Raw genomic sequence first — 25,754 nt, 5'->3', positions numbered from 1 at the left:
ACTGTGAGGGGGGAGTATGGACGAGCGCGACGTCGTCGTCGCCGAGTCGTTGGAGGGAGACCCGGAGTTCCTCCGGGCGCTGTTGGCGCACACCTCGGAGGGGATGTTGACGATAGACGCGGACAGCACGGTGCTCGCGGTGAACCCCGCCATCGAGCGGATACTCGGGTACGAACCGGAGGAGTTGCTGGGGAGTTCGAAACTCACCATCATCCCGGAGCGCTTGCAGGACGCCCACTTGGAGGGAATTAGTCAGTACGTGGAGACGGGCGAGAAGCACATCGACTGGACGGGCGTCGAACTCCCCGCCCAGCACAAGGACGGCCACGAGGTACCGGTGTCGGTGAGCCTGCAGGAACACGAGTACGACGGCCGCCAGCTGTTCACGGGTATCTTCACGGACATCAGCGAGCGCAAGCGCCGGGAGAAGGAGTTACGGGAGCGAAACGAGGACTTAGAGGAGTTCGCGAGCGTGCTGAGTCACGACCTCCGGAACCCCCTGTCGGTCGCGCAGGCCCAGATTTCGCTCGCTCGCGAGTTCGGGGAGGAGGAGTACTTCGAGAACGTGGAGGACGCTCTCGCGCGCATCGACGGTCTCGTGGACGATTTGCTCGCGCAGGCGCGGGAGGGCCGGGACGCCGACGTGGAGCCGTGTTCGCTCCAGCGTGTCGTGGAGGACGCGTGGGGGAGCGTCGTCACCGAGGACGCGTCCGTGGTGTTGCCGAGTCGCGCGTGGCGCGTGGAGGCCGACGAGGGCCGACTCCGACAGGCGCTTGAGAACCTCGTTCGGAACGCGGTCGAGCACGCGGGCGCGGACGGCACGGTGACGGTCGGCGTGCTGGACGACGAGTCCGGGTTCTTCGTCGCGGACGACGGCCCGGGGTTCCCGACGGACGTGCTCCGGCGGGGCGCGCCCGGCCCCGAGGAGGGCCACTACGGCCTGCACGTCGTCGAACGCGTCGCGGACGCGCACGGCTGGACGGTTCGATTCACGAACGGAGCGGACGGCGGCGCGCGCGTCGAGTTCCGGGACGTGTCGCTCTCCCGAGCCTAGTCCAGGGTCTCCGCCCAGTTCACGAACCGCTCGAAGCCGTAGGTGACGACGAGGAAGAAGACGGCGAACGTCACCCAGCGGAGCAGGTGGAACGCGCCCGTGTACGCGAGCGAGACGAAGACGTACGCGAGCGACGCGGCGACGAACGCGGCGACGTAGAGGTTTCTGCGGGCCGACATACCGAGAGGTCTGTCGGCGTCACGCTTCAATGTACGGGCGGAGCGCGTCGTCGGCGAACGCGTCGGGGACACGGTCGAACCACCGAGCGGCCCTGATTTCGCCGGCATCCACGCCGAGCGCGTCCCCGTTCGGAATCCCGCCGCGAGCGTGCGCGTCGTACACGACGTACTCGGCCGTGAACGCCGTCTCACCGGTCGCCGCCGAGACGTACGTCTGGTCGAGCACGACGAGCGCGTCGCCGAGAACCGGGTCGAGACCGGTCTCCTCGCGGACTTCGCGCCGCGCCGCCGCCGCCGAGGACTCGCCGGGTTCGACCGCGCCGCCGGGGAGCACCCAGCCGTCAGACCAGCGGTTCCGCACGAACGCGACACGGCCCTCGGGGTCGCGGACGCGCGCCGCCGCGGTCGTCGCCGTCCCCTCGGTCGCCCACTCGCGGAACCGGTCGAGGCGCGACTCCGGGAGGACGAGTTCCTGGGGTTCGCGCGGCGCGTCCATACACCGAATCCCCGCTGTCGCCCGATAAGCCCACCGCACACCAGCAGCGTTTTCCCGAACAGTCGCCTTCGCGTACCTATGACCATCGAAGCGACCCTGCACACGAGCGAGGGCGACATCGACGTCGAACTCTACGACGAGAAAGTCCCGACCACCGTCGAGAATTTCGTTGGGTTGGCGACGGGCGAGAAAGCCTGGACAGACCCCGAGACGAACGAAAAAGTCGAGGGCGAACCCTACTACGAGGACGTGCCCGTCCACCGCGTCATCGACGACTTCATGGTTCAGACCGGCGACCGCACCGGCACCGGACGGGGCGGCCCCGGCTACGAGTTCGACGACGAGTTCCACGAAGACCTGAACCACGACGACGCCGGCATCCTCTCGATGGCGAACTCCGGCCCGAACACGAACGGCAGTCAGTTCTTCATCACGCTCGCCCCCCAGCCCCACCTCGACGGCCGACACGCCGTCTTCGGGAAAGTGACGGATGGGATGGACGTCGTGGAGGACATCGGGAGCACGCCCACCGACCGCAACGACGAACCGATGAAGGATATCGTCCTCGAATCCGTCGAGATTCACGACGAGTAAAGCGAGTCGTGAGCCAGCCAGCGCCGCACGCTGGCGTCGTTCACGACGAGTAAAGCGAGTCGCGGGTCAGACCGCGCGGTCTGACTGAATCCACGAGGAGGGGTTTCGCGCGCGGAGAGCGATACGCGTTAGTCCCCGGGGGAGCGTTGTCTAGGTATGAGCGACGACGAGGGGTTCGACCCGAGCAGCGTCGGGGAGACGGACGCCCCGCCGGTGGCGGAGAAGCCCTACAAGCTGATTTTCGAGGCGAACAAGTGCATCGGCGCGGGGAAGTGCGCGAACGTCTCCGCGAACTGGGAGATGGATCTCGATTCCGGGATGGGAAAACCCGTCTCGTACTTCTTCGACGAGTCCGAACTCGACCACAACGTCGAAGCCGCGGAGGTGTGCCCCGCGAAGAAGGACACGGGCGTGATTCACGTCATCGACCGCCGGACGAACGAGGAAATCGCGCCCGACCCGCACGGCGACGGCACCGTCTCCGTCGATTGGTAGTCGTCAGATTCAGGTAGACCGACCGATTCGGTAGGGGTGCGCGAGGGTGGCTGAGCCAGGCCAAAGGCGGCGGACTTAAGATCCGCTCCCGAAGGGGTTCGTGGGTTCAAATCCCTCCCCTCGCATCGGTTCTGAACGAAGTGAAGAACGATGCGGTAGAGGGATTTGAATCAGGGAGGGCGCGCGCAACGAAGTGAGCACGTCCGACTGGGGTTCAAATCCCTCCCCTCGCAGTTTTCCGAGGGAACCGAGGATAACTGCGTAGAGAGGGATTCTGAAGTAGACCGACGCAGCGCCCGAAGGGCGACTGTCTGGGCGTGGTTCAAATCTCTCCCGTGGTCGGTGACGCGAAACGCCCTTTTCGGTGAGTCTCTTTTGGTGGGGTATGAGTGTCGAGTCTGAGTTCGAGGCGAGTGAGCGGTTCGAGCGCGCGGACGGCGTGTTCGAGGTTGTGGGGAGTGATTGGGATGCGTCGGTGGTGCCGGGCGAGTCGGAGTATCGGGTGCGGGTGGAGGTCCCGACGTTGGATTCGGTGGTGGAGGGGGAGGTCGGTGGGACGGTGTCTGAGGGGTGGTTCGAGACGTTCTCGCTGCGTATCGAGGACGTGGGTGGGGTGACGTACGCGGAGTTGACGGCTGAGCCGGTGGTGGTTCGGGAGGGCGGGCGTGTGACGGTGGAGGCGGAAGTGGAGGCGCGAGAGGGGAATGTCGCGGATGACGCGCTTGCGGTGGTGAACTACGTGGAGGGGACGTGGTTCGAGGGGATCGTGCCGGGGTACGAGTACGTGGAGGAAGTCCAGGAGATGCGGGAGCGCGCGCAGCGGCAGGCGGAGGACACGCCGCTGTAGTCGTGCGTCGCTGGGCGATACTGTGGGCGGTCGTGGTGTTGGTGGCGTCGCTCCTTCCGGCGGGGCCGCCGAGTGGCGGGGGGCTGCCGGTGGATAAGCTCCTGCACGTGGCTGGGTACGCGGTGCTGGCGTGGCTGGTGGCGCGCGAGTCGTCGCTTCCGGTGGCGGTCGCGGTGGCGGTCGCGTTCGGGTTGTGCGTGGAGGGCGTGCAGGCGCTGGTGGCGTGGCGAACCGCGAGCGTGCTGGACGCGGCGGCGAACCTCACGGGCGCGCTCGCCGGGGGTGCGGTCGCGGCGGTGACGAAGCGGCTTTACGCGCCGGACGGCTACGGCGAGTAATGAGTCAGCCGAGCCCCGAGGTGTACGAGTCGGGTCGGGGGATGGACGCCCACAACAAGGTGATGCGGGAGTTGCGGGGCGAGCGCGACGAGACGTACGACCCCCACGAGCCGACGCGCGTGTGGATAGACGAGGACAACACGCCGAGCGGCGTCTACCAGAGCCTCACCATCATCCTGAACACGGGCGGGTGTCGGTGGGCGCGCGCCGGCGGGTGTACGATGTGCGGGTACGTCGCCGAATCGGTCGAGGACGGGAGCGTCGAGCACGAGGCGCTGATGGATCAGATTCAGGTGTGTCTCGACCACGAGGCCGAGGAGAAGTCCGGCCTCATCAAGATTTACACGAGCGGGAGTTTCCTCGACGAGCGCGAGGTGCCCGCCGAAACCCGGAAGGCCATCGCGGAGACGTTCAGCGACCGGGAGCGCATCGTCGTCGAGAGCCTGCCGGACTTCGTGCAGGAAGACCGCGTGCGTGACTTCGTGGACGTGGGGTTGGAGACGGACGTGGCGGTCGGCCTCGAAACGGCGAACGACCGCGTGCGCCACGACTGCGTGAACAAGTACTTCGACTTCGCGGACTTCGAGGACGCCGCGCTCGAAGCGAAGGAGGCGGGCGCGGGCGTGAAAGCCTACCTGTTGATGAAACCGCCGTTCCTCTCGGAGGGCGAGGCCGTCCAGGACATGAAGGACTCGATTCGGGCGTGCGCGGACGTGGAGGGCTGTCACACCGTCTCGATGAATCCGTGTAACGTCCAGCGGTACACGATGGTCGACCAGCTCCACTTCCGCGGCGGCTACCGACCGCCGTGGATGTGGAGCATCTGCGACGTGCTCGAATCGACCGCGGACGCCGACGCTATCGTCGTCAGCGACCCCGTCGGCCACGGCAGCGACAGGGGGCCGCACAACTGCGGGGAGTGCGACGACCTGGTGCAGGAAGCCATCAAGGACTTCGACCTCCGCCAAGACCCCTCGGTGTTCAGCGAAGTGAGCTGTGAGTGCGAGCACACCTGGGAAGAGGTCGTGGCGCGCGAGACGAGTTACAACCTCCCGCTCGCGGAGTAGCCACCAAAAAATTTATTCGCTCGGTGAGGAGTTCGCGGCGATGCGTCGCACTCGCGTCCTCGCGCTCGCCGTCGTGTGTTGTGCCCTCTTCCTCACTGCTGGCTGTCTCGGGAACGCACAGAGCGGCTACCTCGAAGCCAGCACGGTCGCGGACGCGCCCGCGAACGCGACCGTCGTGGCCTACGACGACGTGGAGACCGAGGAAATCAAGCGGGTGGTGCGGGACGCCGCAGTCGCGGGGGAGGCGACGGTCGAACTCGACGGCGAATACGAGCGGGTGCGTGACGCCTACGAGTCGCTCGACGGCCGGTTCGTGCGGTACGACGGCGAACTCGTGGAAGTCGTGCTGCTGACCGAGCAGTAGTCAGTCGAAGGCCTGGAGGACGCCCTGGCCGTCCGTGCCGCCGATGTCGGGGAGGGTGGCGCGTTCGGGGTGGGGCATCATCACCGCGACCGTCTCGCGCTCGCCGAGCACGCCCGCGACGCTGTGCTTCGAGCCGTTCGGGTTCGACTCCGCGCCGACGGTTCCGTCTTCGTCGCAGTACCGGAACAGCACTCGATTCTCGGTTTCGAGGTCGTCGAGTCGGTCGTCGTCGAGTTCGAACCGGCCTTCGCCGTGCGCGATTGGGATGGAGAGCACGTCGCCTTCGTCGTACGCCCGCGTCCACGGCGTGTCCGCGTTCTCGACGCGGAGGTGGACGTGTTCGCACTGGAATCGGGCGCTCGCGTTCGTCGTGAACGCGCCCGGCGTGAGGCCGGACTCGCTCCCGATTTGCGCGCCGTTGCATACGCCGAGCACGGGTACACCGTCGGCGGCGAGCGCGCGCACGTCGTCCATCACGGGCGACTGGGCGGCCATCGCGCCGGCGCGGAGGTAGTCCCCGTACGAGAACCCGCCGGGGAGCACGACGCCGGACGTGTCCGCGGGCAGGCCGTCTTCGTGCCAGACGATTTCCGCGTCCACGTCGAGGTGCTGGAGCGCGCGCAGGGCGTCGCGGTCGCAGTTCGACCCGCCGAAGCGGACGATAGCGACGGTCATTCGCGTTCGGTGACCTCGACGGTGTAGTCGTGGATGGTGGGGTTGGCGAGGAGGCGTTCCGCCATCTCGTCCGCGCGCTCGGCGGCGTCGTCCTCGCTGGCGGCGTCGAGGTCGAGTTCGAAGCGGTCGGCCGACCGGAGGCCGTCGAGGTCGAACCCGAGGCGTTCGAGCGCGCGCTTGGTGGTCTCGGCTTCGGGGTCGAGGACGCCGCGCTTGAGGCGGACGGTCACCGTCGCGGTGTAGGCGGTCATCACGCGGAGAAGCGCGTTCGTGCCCAAAAACGATTGTGGTTATGCGACGTGTTACACGAACGTGGTTAGACTCGGGCGTGTGGGGCGAGGGTTCGGGTGGCCGTGCAGTGCCAGCGGGTCGGGCGGAGGCCGCCCGTGGTGAGGGTGAGGTCGATGTCGAGGCGGAGGTCGGTGTCGCCGTCCGCGGGGTCGAAGCGGAAGCCGTAGGTGAGGGTGTCGGCGTCGTCCGGGTCGTCGAGCGCGACGACCGCGCCCGCGGGATTGCTGGTGTGCGTGTAGGAGAACGAGGGGCGTTCGGTCGCGCTCGACGGCCGCATGTAGAGCGCGCCGGCGGGGTCGCCGTGGGTGATTGCGAGGCGCACGTCCGCGTAGGACGCGTCGGCGGTTCGTTCGACCCACGCGCGGAACGGGACGGTTCCGCCGACCGTCGGCTCGTAGAACCGCACGCCGGCGGCCGCGACCTCGTCGCCGTCCACGGAGAACGACGCGTACACTTCGCGGCCGTCGTCCATCCAGAGCGTCGCCGCCGACGCGTCCGTCGCGAGCGCGGAACACCCGGCGAGACCGGTCGCGCCCGCCGCGCCCGCGCCGGCGAGGAAGGTTCGTCGCTGCATACCCGAGGGGTGGCCCGGTCGCCGTAACTACCTACCGGAGACCACGACGGCCCTTTGAGCGACCAGTGTTTGCGCGGAAGGCTACCCTTTTGGCCGTCCCCGCCCTTCTACGGGTGATGACTCGACTACGGCGGTGGTGCGCGTGACCGAGGAGTACACGGAGATTACGGTCGTCGGCGACGACAAGACCGGACTCGTCGCGAACGTCACCAGCCTGCTGTTCGAGCGCGGAATCAACATCGAGGACATCGACCAGGCCGTGCGGGAGGGCGTGTTCCGGATGACGCTGCGCGCGGACACCCGGGAGATGGTGTGCACGCGCGAGACGCTCACGGACGCCCTCGACGACCTCGCGGACGACCTCGGCGTGGACATCCGAGTGCGGTTCCCGGACGCCCGCGAAACCCGGGGTATCGCGGTGCTCGTCACCCGGGAGTCGCACTGCCTGGAGGACTTGCTGTCCGCCGCGGGGTCGGGGAACCTCGACGGCGAAATCCGGGTCGTGGTGGGGAACCACGACGACCTCGAACCCGTCGCGGAGTCCGCCGGCGTTCCCTTCCACGACATCGGGGACGAGAGCGGGACGCCCGACGAGTCCGAACTGCTCGACATCCTCGACGAGTACGGCATCGACCTCGTCGTGCTCGCGCGATACATGCGCATCCTCAGCCCGGACGTGGTGTTCCGGTACGAGGGCCGCATCATCAACATCCACCCGAGCCTCCTGCCGGCGTTCCCGGGCGCGCAGGCGTACCGGCAGGCCGTCGAGGAGGGCGTGCGGGTGGCGGGCGTGACCGCGCACTACGTGACGACCGACCTCGACCAGGGCCCCATCATCACCCAGCGCGCGTTCGACGTGCCCGACGACGCCACCGTCGAGGAGGTGAAGGCGCGCGGTCAGCCCCTCGAAGCGGACGCGCTCCGCGAAGCCGTCTCACTCCACCTGAACGACGACGTGAGCGTCCACCGCGGCCGCACCCGCGTGCGGGACGGCGCGGACGACTACCAGCTCGGCTTGCCCGACCCCGCGAGCGACGCGAACCCCGACGCGCCCGTCGACGAGGCGCTCGACGACTAGAGGTCGCGCACGGCGTCCACGGCGGCGTCGAGCGCGGGCGCGTCGAAGAAGTCGGTGTCGGTGTAGGCGTTCGCGCCCGCCCGGTAGAGGTCGCTCGTCGCGCGAACCACCGAGTCCGGGAGCTGATTCGGAGTGCGTTCGCAGAACTGTTTCCAGTTCGCCACGTCCTCGGCGTCGGCGCGCGCCTTCGCCGCGGCCACGTCCTCCACCCAGTCGGGCTGGGTGCGCTTGTAGTACTGGCGGACGACCTCCTTCGACACCTGCTGGCCGTCGTAGGAAAAGCGGTTCTCGTCGAACGTCCCGACGGCGTCCGCGACCCGTATCTCGCCGTCCGCGAGCACGCACTCGATTTTGCCGTCCTGGTGGGTGAGACCGACGGATTCGGCGCGCTCGGTGACGAGTTCGTTCACGTCGAGCGCGACCGATTCGAGTTCGTTCAGGTCGGCGGGGCCGGCGATGCGCTCGGCCTCCTCGATGTCGAGGTAGCGGTCGCCCTCTTCGAGTTTCGTGGAGAACTCCACGACGGGGTTCGGGAGGGTGACGGGTTCGTCCGGCCAGCTATCGAAGTCGAGGCCGCACTCGGCGGGCGTCGCGCGCGACCGCAGACTCGACCCCACGGGAACGGAGTTCCGGAAGACGATTTCGAGGGGGACGAGGACGTTGTCGCGGGCGGCGGCGTAGTAGGCGTCGTAGTCGTAGTCGCGGCCGTCGTGCGGCAACTCGGGGACGGTCGCGAGGTCGACCGCCATCTCCGCGGGTGCGTCCGCGTCGGCGTCCAGCGCGTCCAGACTCGTGGTGTCGCCGTCGGCGACCACGCCCCGGTAGTGGGTGGGAATCCCGCGGGCTTCGAGGCGTTCGAAGTTGAACGCGCTCGTCGTGCAGAGGCTCGCGCCCTTCCCGGGAATCTCGTCCGGCATCTTCCCCCAGTCGAAGACCGAGTAGTCGTCCGTGAACGCGAAGCGCCCGCGGCCGAGTCGGTCGGCGGTGGCGGCGCGGTCGACGTGGAGGTCCTTGACGCTCGTCATAGGTGGGTGGGCGGACGCGACTCACAAAGCGGTTTCCATTACCCTGCCCAAACCCCCTGGTTTCCAGTGGAGAAATATGCGCGTTCGTGTATCTCCGCGACCGGCCTGTTTTTCACGTCCTACCGACATCTATGGGTATGTCGCGCGCCGCCTCACTCTCGGCGGACGAGTTCGACTACGAGTTCGTCCCCGAGACCGACCAGTCCTTCGAGAACGCCCTCGCGAACGCCCGCGACGGCCGCCGCCTCTCGGTCGCGGACGGCGTCGAACTCATCACCACGGGCACCGACACGCCCGGCATCGACCCCGAGCGCAAGGAGCTCGTGCTTGAGGCCGCAGACCGCCGGCGCGCCGAGGTCGTCGGCGAGGAGGTGACGTTCGTCGCGAACGTGAACAACAACGTCACCACCGCCTGCAACACCGGCTGTCTGTTCTGCAACTTCAAGGACACCGCCCACCAGTTCGAAACCGAACACGACGCCGACCACGCGGGGTTCACCAAGACCCTCGAAGAGTCACGCGAAATCGTCGCTGACGCCGTCGAGCGCGGCGTGTACGAGGTGACCTCCGTCTCCGGCCTCCACCCGGGACTCGCGCTGAACGAGGAACACCACGAACTCCTCGACCCGGAGAATCCCGAACTCAACTACAAGCCGCCCGGAGTGTACGACACGCCGCCCGCGACCTACGAGGAGTACATCCGGGGGATGGCGGAGACGGGCGCGCACGTCCACTCGATGACGCCCGAGGAGGTCGAGCACGCCCAGCGCGGCGCGGACTGGGACTACGAACACGTCTATCGCGAACTCCACGACGCCGGACTGGACACCGTCCCCGGAACCGCCGCCGAAATACTCGTGGACGAAGTGCGAGACGTCATCTGTCCCGGGAAAATCGACACGGGCGAGTGGGTCGAGTCGATGGAGGCCGCCGCCAGCGTTGGGTTGCCGATGACCGCGACCATCATGTACGGCCACGTCGAGAACGCGATGCACCGCGTGAAACACCTCCAGGTCGTGCGCGACCTCCAGGACCGGACGGGGAACATCACGGAGTTCGTCCCCCTGTCGTTCGTCCATCAGAACACGCCCCTGCACGAGCACGGCGTCGTCGAGACCGGCGCGAGCAGGGAGGAAGACGAACTGATGATAGCGGTTTCGCGGCTCTTCCTCGACAACGTCGAGCACGTGCAGTCGTCGTGGGTGAAGTACGGCGACGAGCACGGGATGAAGCTCCTGAACTGCGGCGCGGACGACTTCATGGGCACCATCCTCTCCGAGGAGATCACGAAGCGCGCGGGCGGCGAGTACGGCGAGTTCCGGAGTTTCGACGACTACGTCGAGATGATAGAGGCCATCGGCCGCGTGCCCGTCGAGCGCTCAACCGACTACACCGAACGCCGCCGCGTCACGGGCGACGGCCCGCACGGCCCGACACTGGGGCCGGAGGCGGACGGCACGCCGCTCCTCTAGCGTGATGGCGACCACGCACGCCGCCCTCGGCGTGCTCCCCGCGCTCGTCGTCCTGCCGTTCGACCCCGCGCTCGCCGTCACCAGCGCGTACGCGGGCTACGCGGGCGGCGTGTTCCCCGACCTCGACCTCTACCTGGAGCACAGAAAGACCCTCCACCATCCCGAACTCTACCCCGCGCTCGCCACCCTCGCCGCCCTCGTTGCGCTCGCGTACCCGACTCCCGTGAGCGTCGCCGTTGCGTGCTTCCTCGTCTCGGCCGCGCTCCACTGCCTCACCGAAGTTCTCGGCGGCGGACTCGGCCGGAAACCCTGGATTTCCGACGACCACCGCGGCGTCTACTCCCACCTCGGCCAGCGCTGGCTCCCGCCGCGCCGCGTCATCCCCTACGACGGAAGCCCGCGCGACCTCGCGCTCTGCGTCATCGTCACCGTCCCGCTCCTGTTCGTCTTCGACGTGCGCGTCCGGTGGCTGTTGCTCGGCGGACTCGGCATCTCCGTGCTCTACACGGTCTTCAGGAAACGGCTCGCGGACTGGGTTTAGTCGAGCACCGCGCGGTATCGCTCGCCCGCCGCGTCCTCGGCTCGGATGGCCGCCCGGACGCGGTCGGACACCCAGTCGTCGTCGAGGTAGCGCTCGTAGACGGGGAGGCGTTCGCGGAGCGGGACGCCCGCCTCGTCCGCGATGGACTGGAGTTCCCTGACCGCCGGCCACTCGTAGTCGGGATTGATGTAGTCGTCCGTCACCGGCGACACGCCCCCCAAATCGTCGATACCGCAGTCGAGCACGTCGCGGACGGGCGCGAGGTTCGGCGGCACCTGCACGCTCACCGACTCCGGGAGCACCGCGCGCGCCATCGCCACCGCGCGCCGCAGCGCCTCGACGCCCGGCGACCCGCCCCGCCAGCGCTCGTTGTTCGACACCGGCTGGACGATGACCTCCTGGATGTGGCCGTATCGCTCGTGGAGTTCGCGGATGGCGAGCAGGGACTCCGCGCGGTCGCGCCACTCCTCGCCGATGCCGACGAGGATGCCCGTCGTGAACGGGATGCCGAGTTCGCCCGCGTTCCGGAGCGTGTTCAATCGCTGGCCCGGGGCTTTCGCGCGCGGGCCGCCGTGGGCCTGCACGTCCGCGGTGGTTTCGAGCATCACGCCCATCGAGGCGTTCACGTCCGCGACGAGTTCCATCTGCTCGCGCGTCTGGTCGCCCGGGTTCGCGTGCGGGAGGAGACCCTCGTCCAGCGCGATTTCGCAGGCGCGCCGGAGGTAGTCGTGGATGGAGTCGAACCCCCACTCGTCGAGCTGGTCGTGCACCGCGGTGTAGCGGTCGTCGGGGTCGTCCCCGAACGTGAACAGGGCCTCCGTGCAGCCCGCGTCCGCGCCGCGCCGCACGGCCTCCCGGACGTCGTCGGGACTCATCAGGTCGGCCTGCCCCGGCGGGTCGTAGAACGTGCAGTACGTGCAGGTGTACCGGCAGGCGGTCGTGAGCGGGAGAAAGACGTTCCGGGCGAACGTGAGCTCGCTCGCGGGTTCGACGTCGTCGGGCGTGACGGCGAGCGCGTCCGCGATGTCGCTGTCGGGGATGGAGAGCGAGACGTCGTACTCGTCAGCGCCCGGAATCATTCGAGAAGGGGTTGCGGGTACGCGGGGAAAGCGCTTGCGCTACCGGGCGGCGTACTCCTCGCGGTGTCGAATCACGAAGGAGAGGTAGCCGACGGCGAGACCGCCGCCGATGCCGAGCCAGTCGGTGTACCCGGCGACGCCGAGCGCGAGCGCCGCGGCGAGCGCGACCCCGCCGGCGAGCGCGGCGTCCACGGCGTTCTCGACGGGCGGCCGGTTCCGCAACACGTCGGTTCGCGGGCCGCCGCCGATGGGGAGGTACACGTCGGAGATGACGAGCACGAGCGCGGCCGCGGCCGCGGAGGCGGCGGTCGCCGCGACCGCGCCCTCGACGGCGAACACGAGCACGGACTGGAGGGCGAACCAGACGACGACCGCGAGCGCGACGGCCCCCGCGAGCGCCGCGGCGGCGCGCGCGAACCGCGAGAGGAACGACGACATACCCGAGAGTCGCGGCGGCGCGGGCTTATGGGTGTCGCTCGACGGCGACCCGGCCGTCGCCGGTCGCGAGCCGGAAGCCGGCGTCGCGGAGCCAGCGGGCGGCGCGACCGTCGCCGTGCAGGAGGAGTTCCGCGAGGTCGCCGGGTTCGTCGATGTCGGTGGCGAGCCGGTGGGAGTCGAGTTCGCGGAGGGTCGCGCCTATCTCGTGGGCCTGCCGGCGGTGGTCGCGGCAGGACGCGCCGTGGTAGTCCACGCGGAACGCGGGGTGGCGGACGACGAGCGCGTTCGTCCCGCCGCCCCGACCGGGCGCGAGGACGACATCGCCGGACGCGTCGAACAGCCGGGAGAGCGCGCGCGGCGTCGCCAACCCGAGGTCGGCCATCACCACCGCCGTCGGCTCCCCGTGGTCGTCGAGGGCGGCGTTCACGGCCGTGGAGAGCGAGCGGTCGTCCACCGTCACGGGAACGTCCGCCTCGACGGGCGCGGTGGCGAGGAGTTCGGGACGACCGCCCGCCCGCCGCACCGCGTCCAGCACGTCGTCGCGGAGGCGTGCGGCGAGGACGCGGCGCTCGTCGCTATCGAGCACCGGCGCGAGGCGAGAACAAGGGGTTCGGCCGTCGAACGGAACGAGGACGCGCACTACGCGAGTTTGTCCTGCGAGCCCTGGTTCCGCCGGTAGAGGAGGTAGCCACCCGCGGCGAGCAGGACGACCACGAGCGCCGCGACGCCGTACATCAGGTACTGGGTCGTCTGCTCCGAGGACTCGGCCGCTTCCAGGCTGGACTCGGCGTTCTCCTCGGCCTGCTCGGCGAGGTCGAGCGCGTTCGGGAAGTTCGCGTTGTCGTACGCCGAGACCGCGTTGTCGAGCGTCGACTGCGCGTCAGAGACATCGACGCCCTCCGACTCGGCGTCCTGAATCGCGGCCTGCGCGTCGTTGATAGCCGAACGCGCCTCGTTCGACTCCTGCGTGTACGGCCGCGTCAGGTACTCGCTGATGGTCGTGCTGGAACCGCCCTGCTGGGTCTGTGCGAACTCAGCGACCGTGTACTGCTGGGGCGGGTCGTAACTCCAGAGGGAGTCCGACACCTCGGTCACGGTCGCCTGCAGGCGAACGGTCGCGCGCACCGCGCCATCACTCGCGACGAGCGCGTGCTCGAACGCCTGGCCCGTGTACGTCTCCTGGGCTATCTGTTGACCCGTGTTGTCGTACGTCGTCACCGTCCACGTCACCTCGGAGAGGTCGGTCTCCCCGGCGAGCGTCCACTCGTTGTACTCCGTGAACAGGTCGGTGAGTTCGTACGTCTGGTCGACGGTCGTCCCGACCTCCGCGGTGTCGGGCGCGCTCCCGTCGATAGACGGGACTGCGGCCGCCGCGGGCGCGACTGCCGCGACGAGAAGCACGAGACCGAGGACGGCGACGAACGCTCTAGAAGAGCGATTCGAGTTCATCGTCGTCGTCTTCGACGAGGTTCTGCAAGTTTTCTTCGCTCTCGTCCCGGATCTCGTCGATGTTCTCCTGGGCCTCGATGGCGACCTGCTGGAGCTCCTTGATGCGGGGGACGTTCGTCACGCCCGCGAGCAGGACGACCGCGGCGACGTTCCCCGAGTTCGGCACGGGGTAGTCGCCGCCGCGAACCTCCATCGACCCGGTCTGCTCCTCCAGCCACTTCCTCCCGCGCTCGATGCCTTTCCGGTTGAGGAAGGCGGGCGGGCCGGCGGTGACGAGGAGCGCGCGCTCCGCGCCGTCGATCTCGCAGGGGAGCGTGAGACGGCCGAGCGCCGCCTTCCGAACCAGACTCGTGATGCGGTTCGTGGTGTTCGCGGAGTCCTCCGGCTGGCTCTTCGACCCGCCCGTGAACTTGGAGAGCAGGCCGCCGCCCGACCCTCCCGAGTTCTCCACGGTCTCGGAGGCGTATCCGACGGTGGAGACGCCGCCGCCCGCGAGCGTGTTGATGATCTCCGAGGAGTCCACGACGGACTCCGCGACCTCGCCGCCCTGCTCGACTTCGCCCGCGCCGAACAGGACGCCGAATCGCTTGACGATTTCGTCGTTAATCTCGTCGTAGCCGCCCTGCACGGACTCGCCGGTCTTCCGCCAGGCGTCGTTGTCGAACACGAGGAGGTTGTCCACCTCGCGCACGAACGTCTGGAAGCTCCGTGCGGCGTTGAGCGTGTAAATCCCTCCCTCGTCGCCGCCCGGCAGGATGCCGAGGCCGTAGACGGGTTCGGTGTAGATGCGCTTGATGTGCTTCGCGAGCACGGGCGCACCGCCGCTCCCCGTGCCGCCGCCGAGACCGGCGATGACGAGGAAGGCGTCCACTTCGTGGACGGGGATGCTGTCGATGGCTCCCTGGACTTCGTCGATGTCCTCCTCCGCGATTTCCGCGCCGAGTTCGTTGTCCGCGCCGACGCCGTGACCCTTCACGCGGGACTGCCCGATGAGGACGCGATTCTCTTCCGGAACGTGGTCGAGCCCCATCAGGTCGGCCTTCGCGGTGTTGACGGCAACAGCGGCCCGAACGATGTTGGAGCCGTGTTTCTCGTCGTACTCGAGGAACTTATCGAGTACTTTCCCACCGGCTTGGCCGAACCCGATCATTGCGAGTTTCATGGTGGCTACCTTTGCCAATAAGAGAGCAAAGGCGGAGATAAGCCTTTTGATGGGGTCAACGAGGATTACGCGCTGAAACGCCCGAATACAGCGTCCTGAACGGGTCTAAACGTGTCGTTTACGGGTGGGTGTTCAGGCCGCGAGGCGTTCGCCGAGGGCGCGCGCGAGGAAGTACGCGCTACAGAGACCGCACGCCGTGGCGAACAACCCCACGGTGATGGAGAACCCGAGCGGGAGGGCGAATCCGAGGGCGGGCGCGGCGACGAGGAGCGCGTAGAGGACGACCGTACTCGCGCCGAACGCGACGCCGCGGCGTTCGTGCGGTCTCACACCCCGAGGTAGTCCGCGAACGTCCGGAGGTCGTCCGGGGAGACGCCGAACGCGTCCACGTCGTTCTCGGAGACGGTGTTGTCGAACCGGAGCGAGCGGTACTGGTCGGACCCCATCGGCGCGCCCGGCACCACGTCCGCGACGGAGAGACCGATTTTCGCGAGCGCCATCGGAATCGGGAGGACGCTCGTGGACTTGCCCTCGGCGCGGTAGACGAGTTTCGTGACCTCGGCGAGCGTGAGTTTCTCTGGGCCGCCGAGTTCGTACGTCTCGCCGTCGTGCTCGCCGTCGAGGGAGTCGGCGAGCATCGGCACGAGGTCGTCCACCCAGATGGGCTGGAAGCGCGTCTTCCCGCCGCCCGGGAGGCCCGTGACGTACGGCGTCGTGAGGAGTTTCGTGAAGGAGACGAACTCCCCGCCCTCGCCGAACACCACCGACGGCCGGATGATGGTGGCGTCGAGGGCGGCGTCCCGGACGGCGTCCTCGGCGAGTCCCTTCGCGCGGATGTACGCGGTCGGGCCGGTCGGGTCAGCGCCGAGCGCGCTCATCTGCACGAGTTTGTCCACGCCGTGTTCCTCGGCGGCCTCGACGACGTTCTGCGTGCCGCCGTAGTGGACTTCGAGGTGGCGTTCGTCGCCGCCCGACGGCTTGAACAGCGGGCTGAGTGCGACGAGGTTCACGACCGCATCGACATCCTCGAACGCGCCGCGGATGGAGTCGAGCGCCGTCACGTCCCCGACGTACGTCTCGACGCCCGCCGGTACCTCGCCCTCGGGGGAGCGCGAGAGCGCGGTCACGTCGTGGCCGCGTTCCGCGAGTTCGGCGCAGAGTCGCGTCCCGATGAAGCCCGTTCCGCCCGTGACGAGTACGTGCATACGAGGACTGACGCGGGCCGGTACCCTAAATGGTGCGCCCGTCCCGGAAGCCGTTTAGGCCTCCCCCACGCAGTAGCGGTGAATGCTCATCACGCTGGAGGGAATCGACGGCAGCGGGAAGACGACGGTCTGGGAGGCCCTCCGCGCCGACCGCGAGGACGCCGTGTTCACGCGCGAACCGACGGACTCCTGGTACGGCGACGCCGTCCAGCGCTCCATCGAGGACGACGACGCGGACGCGGTGGCGGAGGCCTTCCTCTACACCGCCGACCACGCCGCCCACCTCTCCCGGGTGGTGCGGCCCGCGCTCGACGACGGCGACCTCGTCATCTCCGACCGGTACTCGGACTCCCGGTACGCGTATCAGGGCGTCGCGCTCGACGGGCACGTGCCGCGGCCGATGGAGTACCTGCGGGGGATTCACTCGCCCTGGACCAGGGAGCCGGACTTGACGCTGTACTTCGACGTGGACCCGGAGACGGGGGCGGCGCGCGCTGGCGCGACGAACAAGTTCGAGCAGGTGGAGTTCCTCTCGCGGGTGCGGGAGAACTACGAGACGCTCATCGACTGGGAGCCGGAGCGGTTCGTGCGCATCGACGCGACGCGCCCGCCGGAGGACGTGCTGGACGACGTGGAGGACGCGCTCGCGGACGTTTAGGCGGACATCGAGACGTACGTCTTCGTGTCCTCCACGCCGTCCAATCCCTGGATTTCGGTGGAGGCGGTGTTGAGCACGTCGCCGACGGCGTCCCCGTCGGCCTCCGCGATGACGTCGTACTCGCCGGCGACGACGTGCGCGTCCACGACGAACTCCAGGTCGAGGATGGCGTCGCGGGCGTCGGCGGACGACCCGGCGGCCGTCTTCACCATGATGAACGCGTGTACCATACCGGCGGGTTCGCCGGCAGTCCGCAAAAAGCTTGCCGCATGTTCACAAACCTATATGGGTCGGGCGGGCCTACTCCGAGGTATGCGCTTCGTTATCATCGGTGCTGGACGGGTGGGGTTCCGTACGGCGCGCGTCATCGCGAACGAGGGACACGACGCCGTCATCATCGAGAACAACCCCGACAAGGTCGAGAAAGCGCGCGCGGAGGGGTTCGAGGTCATCGAGGGGGACGGCGCGAGCGAGGACGTGCTGATGGACGCCGACCTCGAAGACGTGGACGCGGTCGGCGCGCTCACCGGCGACCTGAACGTGAACTTCGCCGCGTGCATGGTCGCGAATGCGCACGGCTGTCGCACCGTCCTCCGCATCGACGAGGACTACCGGGAGAACATCTACCGGAAGTACGCGGACGAGGTGGACGAAATCGTCTACCCCGAGCGCCTCGGGGCTATCGGCGCGAAGAACGCCCTCCTCGGGGGGAACGTCACCGCCATCGCGGACCTCGCGGAGAACCTCCAGGTCGTGCAGTTCACGGTGACGGCGGACGCGCCGATGCAGGGGTACACGGTGACGGAACTCGAACTTCCCTCGCGGAGCCGCCTGCTCGGGTTCGGGAAGAAGGAGGAGTCGCTCGGCCTCCCGCTCCCGGACGACACGCTGGAGGTCGGCGACCGCATCGCCGTGCTCGCGGAGTTCGACGCCCTGGACGACGTGCGCCAGATACTCGTCGGCGAGGAGCCGTCGCGGGCGTCGGGGGTGCACTGACGTGGTGGTCGCGTACGTCCTCATCAAGGCGAACTCGGGGGAGGCCGACCGCATCCTCGACGAGATTGCCGACCTGGACGGCGTCGTGGACGCGCACATCGTCGCGGGCGACGTGGACTTCATCGCGAAGCTCGACGTGGAGTCGCCCGCGGACGTGAAGGAGGTGAGCGCGAACGGCATTCAGCGCGTCCGCGGCGTCGAGAGCACCGAGACCTACCTCTCGATGGAGTAGCCGGGGAGTACGTTTTTGCTGTCGGCGGCGGAACCACCGGGTATGAGTGACGACGAACCGTGGCTGCTCGGCCGGCTCGCGCTCGGCCTCGGACTGGCGTTGCAGGCGAGCGAGGACTTCCGCGACCTCGACGACCACGTGGAGTACGCGGAGTCTGCGGGCGTCCCAGTGCCGTCGGTGCTCGCGCCGCTCGCGTCCGCGGCGATGCTAGCCGCCGGTGTCGGTATCGCGCTCTGGCGACTCCCCCGGTTGGCGACGACGGCGGCGGCGGGCTTCCTCGTGACGGTGACGGCGACGATGCACGACTTCTGGAACGAGGAGGGAGACGCGAGCGGCGAGCGCCTCGCGTTCTTCGGGAACCTCGCGATGCTCGGCGGCGTCCTGCTCGCGCTCAAGAGCGCGTTCGACTAGACGAGAAAGCGGAGCGTCCAGAGCGCGAGCATCCCGGCGGCGATGGTGGCGAACATGTTCTCCGTGTACCAGGCGACGAGCGCCGCGGCGATACCTGCACCGAGTTGGTCGGGCGCGACGTGGAGGACGCCGTCGTAGCTGACGAACTCGGGGACGACGAGCGCCGCGAACACCGCCGGGGGGACGAACGCGAGCGCGTGAGAGATGCGGGGCGGGAGGTCGCCGGTGCGGCCGACGAGGTAGATGAAGGAGTAGCGGATGAGGAACGTCGCCGCCCCGATGGCGAGCACGAGTCCCCAGAGCGTGAGGTCGTTCACGCCTCGCCACCTCCAATGGTGAGCGCGGCGGTCACGCCGAGGACGGCCCCGAGGAGCAATCCGAGGTTGAGCGGGAGGCCCGCGCCGAGCGCCGCGACGCTCCCGCCGACGCCGGCGGCGAGCGTGCTGGGTCGGTCTTTCATCGCGGGGACGAGGAGCGCGAGGAAGACGAGCGGGACGGCGAACGTGACGCCCCACTTCTCGGGGATGCTCGCGCCCGCGAGCAGGCCGACGACGGTGGTTATCTGCCAGACTATCCAGAGCGGGAGGGCGACGCCGAGGTAGTAGCCGCGGGGGTCGCTCGGCGGGTCGTCGCCGTAGTGGCTGATGGAGAGCGCGTACGCCTGGTCGGTGAGGAGGTACGCCATGCCGGCGCGCCAGCGCTCCGCGATGTCGTCGAAGTAGCCGGCGATGGACGCGGAGTACATCATCATCCGGAGGTTGATGACGACCGCGGTGAGCACGACGACGGCGAGCGGCGCGCCCGCGTCCACGAGTTCGATGGTCGCGAGCTGGCTCGCGCCCGCGAACACGAACACCGACAGGCCGACGGCCTGCGCGAGCGAGAAGCCGGCGTTGCCGGCGGCGACCCCGACGACCAGCCCGAACCCCGCGATGGCGGGGATGAGGGGGAGGACGGCGCGCGCGCCGCGCCGGAACTCGGTCGGGTCGGGAGCGTTCATACCGGGTGGTTCGCGGGCCGCCAGTAAGACCCGTCGATTCCCGAATCGGCCACCGGTGTGGGGGACGCGAACGCTTTTGGGCGTTCGCGATGACTCACGTCCGTGACAACTGCTGTCGAACTCGAAGAGCTCGCGAGCCTTCCCGAGTTCTACCACCCGCGCGTGTCGCCGGACGGCGACCGGGTGGCGTTCTACTACGACGAGACCGGGCGGAACGAACTGTACGTGCAGGACATCGCGTCGGGCGAGCGCACGCAGGTGAGCGACGGGAACGTCCCGCGGGCGGCGCGCTGGCCCATCGCGTGGGACGCGGACGGCGAGCGCGTGTTCTTCCACCAGGACGAGGGCGGCGACGAGCAGAACGACATCCACGCGATGACGCTGGACGGCGAGGTGGAGGTCGTCGTCGAGGTGGACGGCCAGGCGGCGTTCCACGACGTGACGAGCGACGGCCGGTACGTGCTCTACGGGAGCGACGAGGGCGAGCAGATGAACCTCTACCGGTACGACACCCGCGAGGACGAGACCGAACAGCTGACCGCGTACGACCAGCCCGTGCACGGCGGGCAGTTCGGGCCGGACGAGGAGCGCGTCGCGTACGTCGCGAACGAGACGGACGCGCTGGAGAACCGGGACGCGTACGTGATGAACGCGGACGGCAGCGAGAAGCGGAAGCTCGACATCGGCGAGGTCGGCGCGGAGGCCTACCCGAACGACTGGCATCCGGACGGCGACCGGTTGCTCGTCTCCGACAACACGACCGACCTCGGCAGGGTCGGCGTCTACGACCTCGACACCGACGACGTGGAGTGGCTCTCAAGTGGCGAGTACGAGGAGTCCGGCGCGGCGTTCGGCCCCGACGGCGACACCGTCGTCGCCTCGCGCGTGCGGAACGCGGCGACGATGCCCGTCGAGTACGGCCTCGAATCGGGCGACGTGACGGCGTACGACCTCGACGAGGGCGTCGCCGGCCTCGCGGGCGACGAACACTTCGACGGCGAGGGCCGAGCGATACTGGCGCACACCACCTCGGACGAGCGCAAGACCCTGTACGCGTACGACCGCGCGAGCGACGGGACGGAGACGCTCATCGCGCCCGCCTACGGCGACATCGACCCGGATACGTTCGTCGAGTCCGAGTACGTCACGTACGAGAGCGAGGACGGCCTGGAGATCGGCGCGCTCCTCTACGATTCGGGCGAGCGTCCGAGTCCCGCGGTCGTGATGGTGCACGGCGGCCCGCACGCGCATTCGATGCCGCGCTTCGACCTGTACGCGCAGTTCCTCGTTTCACGGGGTTACACCGTCCTCCAGCCGAACTACCGGGGGTCGACGGGGCGCGGCCGCGAGTTCAAGCACCGCATCCACAACGACTGGGGCGGCGGCGAGCAGGCGGACGTGGCCGCGGGCGGCGAGTGGCTCCAGAACCTCGACTGGGTCGATTCGGAGCGCGTCGCCGTGATGGGCGGGTCGTACGGCGGCTATTCGGCGTACTGGCAGATGGTGCAGTACCCCGAGCTGTGGGCGACCGGTATCGCGCAGGTCGGCATCACCGACCTCCTCCAGATGTACGAGAACTCGATGCCGCACTTCCAGTCCATGCTCGAACAGCAACTCGGCGACCCCGAGGAGAACGAGGAGTTCTGGCGCGAGCGCTCCCCGCTCACGCACGTCGAGAACATCCAGAATCCGATTCTCATCGTTCACGGCGTCAACGACCCCCGGTGTCCCATCGACCAGGCGCGCGTCTTCCGCGACGCCCTCCTCGACATGGGCTGGACTGAGGGCGAGGACGGCGACTTCGAGTACGAGGAACTCGGCGCGGAAGGCCACGGCTCCACGGACATCGACCAGAAGATTCGGCAGTTCACGCTCGTGGACGACTTCCTCGACCGCCGGCTCTGAGGCGGTCGCGGGGCCGGTAGAGGTTTTCCGTCGGCGTACGACTCTGTGGGTATGGTGAACGAGTTGCGGGAGACGCTCGATTCCGGTGGCGTGGCGCTGGGCGTATTGGATAACGCGTACAGTCCGACGCTGGTGGAGTTCTACGGCGAACTCGGACTGGAGTTCGTGTGGCTCGACTTCGAGCACGGCGGCCCCGACCCGTGGGACGCGCGGGAGGTCGAGGACTTGTTGCGGGCGGCCGAACGCACGGGCATCGAACTCCTGGTTCGACTGCCGGACACCGACCCGACGCTGGTGCGGAAGGCGCTCGACCTGGGCGTGCGGAACGTCTTCCTGCCGCGGGTCGAGACCGCGGACGAGGTGGAGGCGGCGGTGCGGTCCGCGCGGTTCACGTACGACGGCCGTCCCGGGAAGCGCGGCCTCGGGTCGCCGCGCGCGCGGCGCTGGGGAGCGACGGAGAACTACGTCGAGCGCGAGGACGCGGAGACGGTGGTGGGGACGACCATCGAGACCAGGGAGGCCGTGGAGAACATCGACGACATCCTCTCCGTGCCCGAACTCGGGTTCGTCTTCCTCGGGCCGCTCGACCTCTCCGTCGCCTACGGCCACCCCGGCGAACTCGACCACCCCGAGGTACGGGACGCCCTGGAGACCGTGCGTTCCGCCGCCATCGACGCGAACGTCCCCGTCGGCGGTCTCGGCTTCGGGATGGACGACGTGAACGAGAAAGTCGACGCCGGCTACCAGATTCTCAATCTCGGCAGCACCACCGGCGCGCTCAAGGGTGCGGTGGAGGGCTGGCTCGACGCCTACGACGCCTGACTACCGTTCCGCGGAGTGCCGCACGTCCACCGCGATGCCGCGCGTGCTCTCCGCCATCTCTCGACCACTCATCTCGGCTTTCCCGACGGCGAACGCGCTCGGTCCCTGGACGACGACTTCGTCGCCGACGCGGATGTCGTGGTCCGCGTTCACGATGCCGGGCGCGAGCACGGAGCCCCGGGGCACGAAGTCGTCGATTTCGACGGTTTTCGTCTCCACGTCGGAGTCCACCCAGCGGCGCGCGCCGTGGAGGGTGAGCGAGAGCAGGCCGTACTGGGGGACGAGCGCGGCGAGCTGGTCGCCCTCGGCGTCGAGCGCCTGGAGCTTGGGGTAGCGGCCCTGGACGGTGATGTCGCCGAGGAGGTCGTCGCCCGCGCCGCGGCCGAACTGGTAGTCCGCGACGGCGCGGAGCGTGCGTTCCTCGCGCTCCGACACCCAGATCTGGTCTTCGCCGGAGAGCGCGTCCCGGAGGTTCGCGAGGCTCTCGCCGGTGGTCGGGTGGTCTTCGACCGTGTACTCGACCGGCGCGTCGATGTCGTCCTCGACGCGCTCCACGATGTCCCGGTAGCCCTCGGGCGGGACGTGCGCGATGATTCGCGGATAGTCGGTGTTTTCGAGGTAGCGCCGGAGGACGCGCGCGACGAACTCCTTTTCGTCCTCGCTCCAGCGGCCGGTGACGACGGAGTCGTAGTGCTGGGCGGGATACGTGAGTTCGAGGTCCTGGGGGACGACGCCGATGGGAGAGGTCATGGAGACGACGTGCGCGCGGTACTTCGCGGCGTCCTGGAACTGGCGGTGGCTCTGACTGTCGCTGTAGGGCTTGCGCGCGCTACACGGCACGAGGAGGAGCGGGCGGTCGTCGCCGTACCGGTTCACGTACCGGCTCGTGACGCGGTCGGCGAACCGCTGAATCTCCACGCGCCGGAGCGTGTCCTCGGACGCGGCGAGCAGGAGGTTGTCGCGCTGAACCGGGGTTCGTTCTTCGAGGTAGCCCCACTCCTGGTCGAGTTCGCGGAACGCGGCGGTGAGCCAGGCTTCGTGACGCGCCTGCCCCTCGACGTAGTCGCGGAGGCGGCCCTGCCGGATGCGGGTGCGAACCCGGGCGAGTTCGGCGCGCAGCGCGTTGCGGTTGTGTTCCTTGCAGTCCTCGCGGCCGAACTCCTCGCGGGGTCGCTGGCAGGCCGGGCACGCGCAGGGGAGGTCGTCCAGGTCGGCGAGTTCGTGCTCGCCGTCGGTGGTCAAGTATTTTCCCTGGGTGCCGTAGACGGCGGCGCGGTGGCCGTCGAGGAGGTCGACGCCGGCGTACGCGAGGACGGCGGCGTTCGCGGGCGTGGCGACGCCGGAGAGGTAGAGCGCGCTGTCCGCGGGGAGGCGTTCTTTCGCTTCGACGACGGCGTTCGCGAACGCGCTCGCGTGTCCGACGAACCCGGGCGCGTTCGACAGCACGTAGGCGTCCGCGCCGTAGTCCCGGGCGGTGCGGGGCGTGACGACGGCCGCGCTCGGATACTCCACGTCCGGGTAGTCGGGCGCAAAGGACTCCTGGACTTCCTCGCGCGTCCCGGACGGGAACCCGCGGTAGGGGAGAACGGTCAACTGGGAGTCGTCACCCGTCGGGAAGTCCTGGCTCTGGAACCACTCGCTGCCCGCGTCCTCCAGCACGTCGTCGACGAGCGCGGGCGTGGTGACGGACTCCGCGAGTCGGAGTTCGCCGAGGCGAGCGGCCGCGTCCCGCTCGTGAACCTCGAAGTAGTCGGTCATGCGTCGTCCTCCGCGCCGGAGGCAGTAGTGTGTCCCGTTTCGAGGTTCACCAGTTCGACCCGGGGCGGGACGTAGTCGAGCGCGCGCGCCGGCCAGTCGCGGTGCGCGAGCGTGAACTCGGTGTCGGGGTTGAGCGCGACGAGCCGAGAGACGCCCTTCGCGGCGGCCTCGTAGCCGGCGTCGTCCATGCGCTCCGGGACTTCGGCGGTGAAGGGATAGCTGGTGGCGAGTTCGCGCGGGTACGGGCCGAGCGGCGGGCGGACGCGCCACGTCTCGTCGAAGTCGTCGTCCGTCCCGGACTCCGCGAGGAGAACCGTCTCGGGGAGCGAGAATCGGTCGAGGCGTTCGCGGTGCCGGACGACCTCGGGCCGGCGCGCGGACTCCGGGGACGTGTAGTAGAACGTGTCCTTGCTCACGGGGTCTGACTGTTCGTACTGGCCGGCGTGGTCGAGGAACGCGCGGTAGCCGTCGAGCACGCGAGGGTGGGCGTGCGCGCGGGCTTCGACGAGTTCGAGCAGGCTCCCCTGCCGAATCGCCTGCTTCACTCGCCGCAACTCGGTGAAGGAGACGTGGAGGTTGTGCTCGGCGAGCAGTTCCTCCTGGGCGGCGTCGGGCATCCGCTGGACGTCGTCGGGCGTGTGGTCGGTGCAGACGGGACAGCCGCAGGGGAAGTACTGGAGGGAGTCGAGGTGTTCGGTGCCGTGGACGGTGAGGTAGCGGCCGTCGCGGGCGTAGAGCGCGTACGCGGCGGAGTCGAAGAGGTCGCAGCCGAGCGCGGCGGCCAGCGCGAACATCATCGGGTGGCCCGCGCCGAACAGGTGGACGGGCGCGTCCCGGCCGAGGCCGCGTTTCGCGGCGGCGACCACGTCCGCCATCTCGCCGTACCGGTAGTCGTTCATCAGCGGGACGACGGCACCGACGGGGAACACGTCGAGACTAGTGTGTTCGGCGTGCCGGCCCGCCGCCTCGCGGAGGTCGGGGTACGTGGAGCCCTGGACGGGCGCGTTCACGAGCATCTCGCCCGTCTCCACCGTCTCCGCGAGTTCGAGGCGGCGCTGGGTTTCTTCGAGTTCTTCCTCGGCGCGCTCGCGCGGCACGTCGGGCGGCGTCGGGATGTCCACGGGCGTCCCGATGTCACTCCCGATGGCGTGCTGGAACTCCAGAATCTCCTCGGTGTCGGTGTCGATTTCGCCGTACTCGGCGAGCTGGAAGCTCCCGGAGTCGGTCATGATCGCGCCGTCGAAGTCCAGCATCCCGTGGAGGCCCTCGTCGAGCGCGCGCTCGCGGAGGTCGGCGTCGTTCTTGATGATGTAGGAGTTCGTGATGAGGATTTCCGCGCCGAACTCGCGGAAGCGGGCGGGGTCGACGGTGATGATGTTCGGGTTCACCACCGGCATCAACGTCGGCGTCTCCACCGTCACGCCCGCGCGGGGGACGGTGAGGTCGCCGATGCGCCCCCCGGCGTCCTGGGCGCGCACTTCGAAGTGGTCTCTCATTACCCGGTTTCCGGGGGCGCGCGCATTGAGGGTTGTGTATCGCCGAACGTTCT

34 protein-coding genes and 1 tRNA gene are annotated in these 25,754 nt (G+C 68.8%); 17 read left to right on the top strand and 18 right to left on the bottom strand.

Going from position 1 to position 25,754, the window contains the following annotated elements:
• The first annotated feature begins 16 nt into the window (after positions 1-16).
• Positions 17-1,054: a PAS domain S-box protein gene (locus tag LI334_RS02540; RefSeq protein WP_227261605.1), complete on the top strand. Its 1,038-nt coding sequence runs from the start codon at positions 17-19 to the stop codon at positions 1,052-1,054.
• Here the strand turns inward: LI334_RS02540 and LI334_RS02535 are convergent.
• On the bottom strand, positions 1,051-1,233 hold the full coding sequence (locus tag LI334_RS02535; RefSeq protein WP_227261604.1) for a hypothetical protein: 183 nt from the start codon (positions 1,231-1,233) through the stop codon (positions 1,051-1,053). The two genes, LI334_RS02540 and LI334_RS02535, sit on opposite strands and share 4 nt — an antisense overlap.
• Positions 1,234-1,252: 19 nt before the next feature.
• Positions 1,253-1,729, bottom strand: a complete 477-nt coding sequence (locus tag LI334_RS02530; RefSeq protein ID WP_227261603.1) for an NUDIX domain-containing protein — start codon at positions 1,727-1,729, stop codon at positions 1,253-1,255.
• A gap of 78 nt (positions 1,730-1,807) precedes the next feature.
• Here LI334_RS02530 and LI334_RS02525 point away from each other — a divergent pair, with 78 nt between their 5' ends.
• The 7 genes from LI334_RS02525 to LI334_RS02495 all read left to right on the top strand — a co-directional run bounded on the left by LI334_RS02525 (position 1,808) and on the right by LI334_RS02495 (position 5,434).
• Positions 1,808-2,323 (top strand): peptidylprolyl isomerase, encoded by a 516-nt coding sequence (locus LI334_RS02525; RefSeq protein ID WP_227261602.1) that lies wholly within the window; start codon positions 1,808-1,810, stop codon positions 2,321-2,323.
• Positions 2,324-2,479: 156 nt separating this feature from the next.
• Positions 2,480-2,818: a ferredoxin gene (locus LI334_RS02520; protein ID WP_227261601.1), complete on the top strand. Its 339-nt coding sequence runs from the start codon at positions 2,480-2,482 to the stop codon at positions 2,816-2,818.
• Positions 2,819-2,858: 40 nt separating this feature from the next.
• Positions 2,859-2,943 (top strand) — tRNA-Leu (locus LI334_RS02515).
• A gap of 260 nt (positions 2,944-3,203) precedes the next feature.
• The gene (locus LI334_RS02510) at positions 3,204-3,665 is read left to right on the top strand and encodes a DUF5813 family protein (RefSeq protein WP_227261600.1); all 462 of its coding nucleotides are present in this window, start codon (positions 3,204-3,206) and stop codon (positions 3,663-3,665) included.
• Entirely contained in the window at positions 3,569-4,003 is a 435-nt protein-coding gene (locus tag LI334_RS13120; RefSeq protein WP_406675865.1) for a VanZ family protein, read from the top strand. Before LI334_RS02510 ends, LI334_RS13120 begins: the two co-directional genes overlap by 97 nt.
• Positions 4,003-5,070, top strand: coding sequence for an archaeosine biosynthesis radical SAM protein RaSEA (locus tag LI334_RS02500; RefSeq protein WP_227261598.1), 1,068 nt, complete (start codon positions 4,003-4,005; stop codon positions 5,068-5,070). The genes LI334_RS13120 and LI334_RS02500 overlap by 1 nt, the downstream gene beginning before the upstream one ends.
• A gap of 40 nt (positions 5,071-5,110) precedes the next feature.
• The gene (locus LI334_RS02495; protein WP_227261597.1) at positions 5,111-5,434 is read left to right on the top strand and encodes a hypothetical protein; all 324 of its coding nucleotides are present in this window, start codon (positions 5,111-5,113) and stop codon (positions 5,432-5,434) included.
• Here the strand turns inward: LI334_RS02495 and purQ are convergent, their stop codons facing one another.
• The 3 genes from purQ to LI334_RS02480 all read right to left on the bottom strand — a co-directional run bounded on the left by purQ (position 5,435) and on the right by LI334_RS02480 (position 6,974).
• Complete coding sequence (gene purQ, locus LI334_RS02490; protein WP_227261596.1) at positions 5,435-6,109, bottom strand: phosphoribosylformylglycinamidine synthase I; 675 nt, start codon at positions 6,107-6,109, stop codon at positions 5,435-5,437.
• Positions 6,106-6,360 carry a phosphoribosylformylglycinamidine synthase subunit PurS gene (gene purS, locus LI334_RS02485; protein WP_227261595.1) on the bottom strand — a complete coding sequence of 85 codons (255 nt, stop codon included), beginning with the start codon at positions 6,358-6,360 and terminating at the stop codon, positions 6,106-6,108. The genes purQ and purS overlap by 4 nt, the downstream gene beginning before the upstream one ends.
• Positions 6,361-6,425: 65 nt before the next feature.
• Positions 6,426-6,974, bottom strand: coding sequence for a hypothetical protein (locus tag LI334_RS02480; RefSeq protein WP_227261594.1), 549 nt, complete (start codon positions 6,972-6,974; stop codon positions 6,426-6,428).
• Positions 6,975-7,116: 142 nt separating this feature from the next.
• On the opposite strand from LI334_RS02480, the gene LI334_RS02475 reads away from it, so the two are divergent.
• Complete coding sequence (locus LI334_RS02475) at positions 7,117-8,052, top strand: formyltetrahydrofolate deformylase (RefSeq protein ID WP_343750112.1); 936 nt, start codon at positions 7,117-7,119, stop codon at positions 8,050-8,052.
• Here the strand turns inward: LI334_RS02475 and LI334_RS02470 are convergent.
• On the bottom strand, positions 8,049-9,077 hold the full coding sequence (locus LI334_RS02470; RefSeq protein WP_227261592.1) for a phosphoribosylaminoimidazolesuccinocarboxamide synthase: 1,029 nt from the start codon (positions 9,075-9,077) through the stop codon (positions 8,049-8,051). The genes LI334_RS02475 and LI334_RS02470 overlap by 4 nt on opposite strands.
• 137 nt (positions 9,078-9,214) lie before the next feature.
• Here LI334_RS02470 and cofH point away from each other — a divergent pair, with 137 nt between their 5' ends.
• Together cofH and LI334_RS02460 are read left to right on the top strand one after the other, a co-directional pair.
• Positions 9,215-10,549, top strand: a complete 1,335-nt coding sequence (gene cofH, locus LI334_RS02465) for a 7,8-didemethyl-8-hydroxy-5-deazariboflavin synthase subunit CofH (RefSeq protein WP_343749995.1) — start codon at positions 9,215-9,217, stop codon at positions 10,547-10,549.
• 4 nt (positions 10,550-10,553) lie between these two features.
• Positions 10,554-11,090, top strand: a complete 537-nt coding sequence (locus LI334_RS02460) for a metal-dependent hydrolase (protein WP_227261590.1) — start codon at positions 10,554-10,556, stop codon at positions 11,088-11,090.
• Here the strand turns inward: LI334_RS02460 and cofG are convergent.
• From cofG to LI334_RS02425, 7 genes are all read right to left on the bottom strand, one after another.
• Positions 11,087-12,169, bottom strand: a complete 1,083-nt coding sequence (gene cofG, locus LI334_RS02455; RefSeq protein ID WP_227261589.1) for a 7,8-didemethyl-8-hydroxy-5-deazariboflavin synthase subunit CofG — start codon at positions 12,167-12,169, stop codon at positions 11,087-11,089. The two genes, LI334_RS02460 and cofG, sit on opposite strands and share 4 nt — an antisense overlap.
• Before the next feature lie 39 nt (positions 12,170-12,208).
• A complete protein-coding gene (locus LI334_RS02450) occupies positions 12,209-12,607 on the bottom strand; it encodes a hypothetical protein (protein WP_227261588.1) in 399 nt (132 codons plus the stop codon).
• 25 nt (positions 12,608-12,632) lie between these two features.
• On the bottom strand, positions 12,633-13,247 hold the full coding sequence (gene cofC / locus LI334_RS02445; protein WP_227261587.1) for a 2-phospho-L-lactate guanylyltransferase: 615 nt from the start codon (positions 13,245-13,247) through the stop codon (positions 12,633-12,635).
• Positions 13,247-14,056, bottom strand: coding sequence for a hypothetical protein (locus LI334_RS02440; RefSeq protein ID WP_227261586.1), 810 nt, complete (start codon positions 14,054-14,056; stop codon positions 13,247-13,249). The genes cofC and LI334_RS02440 overlap by 1 nt, the downstream gene beginning before the upstream one ends.
• A complete protein-coding gene (locus LI334_RS02435; protein ID WP_227261585.1) occupies positions 14,034-15,218 on the bottom strand; it encodes a tubulin/FtsZ family protein in 1,185 nt (394 codons plus the stop codon). Before LI334_RS02435 ends, LI334_RS02440 begins: the two co-directional genes overlap by 23 nt.
• Before the next feature lie 132 nt (positions 15,219-15,350).
• The gene (locus LI334_RS02430) at positions 15,351-15,548 is read right to left on the bottom strand and encodes a hypothetical protein (RefSeq protein WP_227261584.1); all 198 of its coding nucleotides are present in this window, start codon (positions 15,546-15,548) and stop codon (positions 15,351-15,353) included.
• Positions 15,545-16,423, bottom strand: coding sequence for a complex I NDUFA9 subunit family protein (locus LI334_RS02425; RefSeq protein ID WP_227261583.1), 879 nt, complete (start codon positions 16,421-16,423; stop codon positions 15,545-15,547). Before LI334_RS02425 ends, LI334_RS02430 begins: the two co-directional genes overlap by 4 nt.
• Positions 16,424-16,505: 82 nt before the next feature.
• Here LI334_RS02425 and tmk point away from each other — a divergent pair, with 82 nt between their 5' ends.
• Positions 16,506-17,081: a dTMP kinase gene (tmk, locus tag LI334_RS02420; RefSeq protein ID WP_227261582.1), complete on the top strand. Its 576-nt coding sequence runs from the start codon at positions 16,506-16,508 to the stop codon at positions 17,079-17,081.
• On the opposite strand, the gene LI334_RS02415 is transcribed toward tmk, so the two are convergent.
• Positions 17,078-17,311, bottom strand: coding sequence for an Lrp/AsnC family transcriptional regulator (locus LI334_RS02415; protein WP_227261581.1), 234 nt, complete (start codon positions 17,309-17,311; stop codon positions 17,078-17,080). The genes tmk and LI334_RS02415 overlap by 4 nt on opposite strands.
• An 82-nt stretch (positions 17,312-17,393) precedes the next feature.
• On the opposite strand from LI334_RS02415, the gene LI334_RS02410 reads away from it, so the two are divergent.
• The 3 genes from LI334_RS02410 to LI334_RS02400 are packed head-to-tail and all read left to right on the top strand — an operon-like array spanning position 17,394 to position 18,720.
• Positions 17,394-18,077 (top strand): potassium channel family protein, encoded by a 684-nt coding sequence (locus tag LI334_RS02410; protein WP_227261580.1) that lies wholly within the window; start codon positions 17,394-17,396, stop codon positions 18,075-18,077.
• A 1-nt stretch (position 18,078) separates the two neighbouring features.
• Positions 18,079-18,309, top strand: coding sequence for an Lrp/AsnC family transcriptional regulator (locus tag LI334_RS02405; protein ID WP_227261579.1), 231 nt, complete (start codon positions 18,079-18,081; stop codon positions 18,307-18,309).
• A 42-nt stretch (positions 18,310-18,351) separates the two neighbouring features.
• A complete protein-coding gene (locus tag LI334_RS02400) occupies positions 18,352-18,720 on the top strand; it encodes a DoxX family protein (RefSeq protein WP_227261578.1) in 369 nt (122 codons plus the stop codon).
• Here the strand turns inward: LI334_RS02400 and LI334_RS02395 are convergent.
• The gene (locus tag LI334_RS02395; protein ID WP_227261577.1) at positions 18,717-19,037 is read right to left on the bottom strand and encodes an AzlD domain-containing protein; all 321 of its coding nucleotides are present in this window, start codon (positions 19,035-19,037) and stop codon (positions 18,717-18,719) included. The two genes, LI334_RS02400 and LI334_RS02395, sit on opposite strands and share 4 nt — an antisense overlap.
• Positions 19,034-19,720 carry an AzlC family ABC transporter permease gene (locus LI334_RS02390; protein ID WP_227261576.1) on the bottom strand — a complete coding sequence of 229 codons (687 nt, stop codon included), beginning with the start codon at positions 19,718-19,720 and terminating at the stop codon, positions 19,034-19,036. The genes LI334_RS02395 and LI334_RS02390 overlap by 4 nt, the downstream gene beginning before the upstream one ends.
• A gap of 102 nt (positions 19,721-19,822) precedes the next feature.
• Between LI334_RS02390 and LI334_RS02385 the strand changes: the two genes are divergently transcribed.
• Together LI334_RS02385 and LI334_RS02380 are read left to right on the top strand one after the other, a co-directional pair.
• Positions 19,823-21,625 (top strand): S9 family peptidase, encoded by a 1,803-nt coding sequence (locus tag LI334_RS02385; RefSeq protein ID WP_227261575.1) that lies wholly within the window; start codon positions 19,823-19,825, stop codon positions 21,623-21,625.
• A gap of 51 nt (positions 21,626-21,676) precedes the next feature.
• A complete protein-coding gene (locus LI334_RS02380; RefSeq protein WP_227261574.1) occupies positions 21,677-22,447 on the top strand; it encodes an HpcH/HpaI aldolase family protein in 771 nt (256 codons plus the stop codon).
• Here the strand turns inward: LI334_RS02380 and arcS are convergent, their stop codons facing one another.
• Both arcS and tgtA read right to left on the bottom strand, forming a co-directional pair.
• Positions 22,448-24,205: an archaeosine synthase subunit alpha gene (arcS, locus tag LI334_RS02375; protein WP_227261573.1), complete on the bottom strand. Its 1,758-nt coding sequence runs from the start codon at positions 24,203-24,205 to the stop codon at positions 22,448-22,450.
• A complete protein-coding gene (gene tgtA, locus LI334_RS02370) occupies positions 24,202-25,701 on the bottom strand; it encodes a tRNA guanosine(15) transglycosylase TgtA (RefSeq protein WP_227261572.1) in 1,500 nt (499 codons plus the stop codon). The genes arcS and tgtA overlap by 4 nt, the downstream gene beginning before the upstream one ends.
• Positions 25,702-25,754 lie beyond the last annotated feature (53 nt).

Source organism: Salarchaeum japonicum (assembly GCF_020614395.1).
Lineage (GTDB): Archaea > Halobacteriota > Halobacteria > Halobacteriales > Halobacteriaceae > Salarchaeum > Salarchaeum japonicum.
The sequence above is the reverse complement of the archived record's forward strand: the minus strand, read 5'-3'. Positions and strand labels throughout refer to the sequence as shown.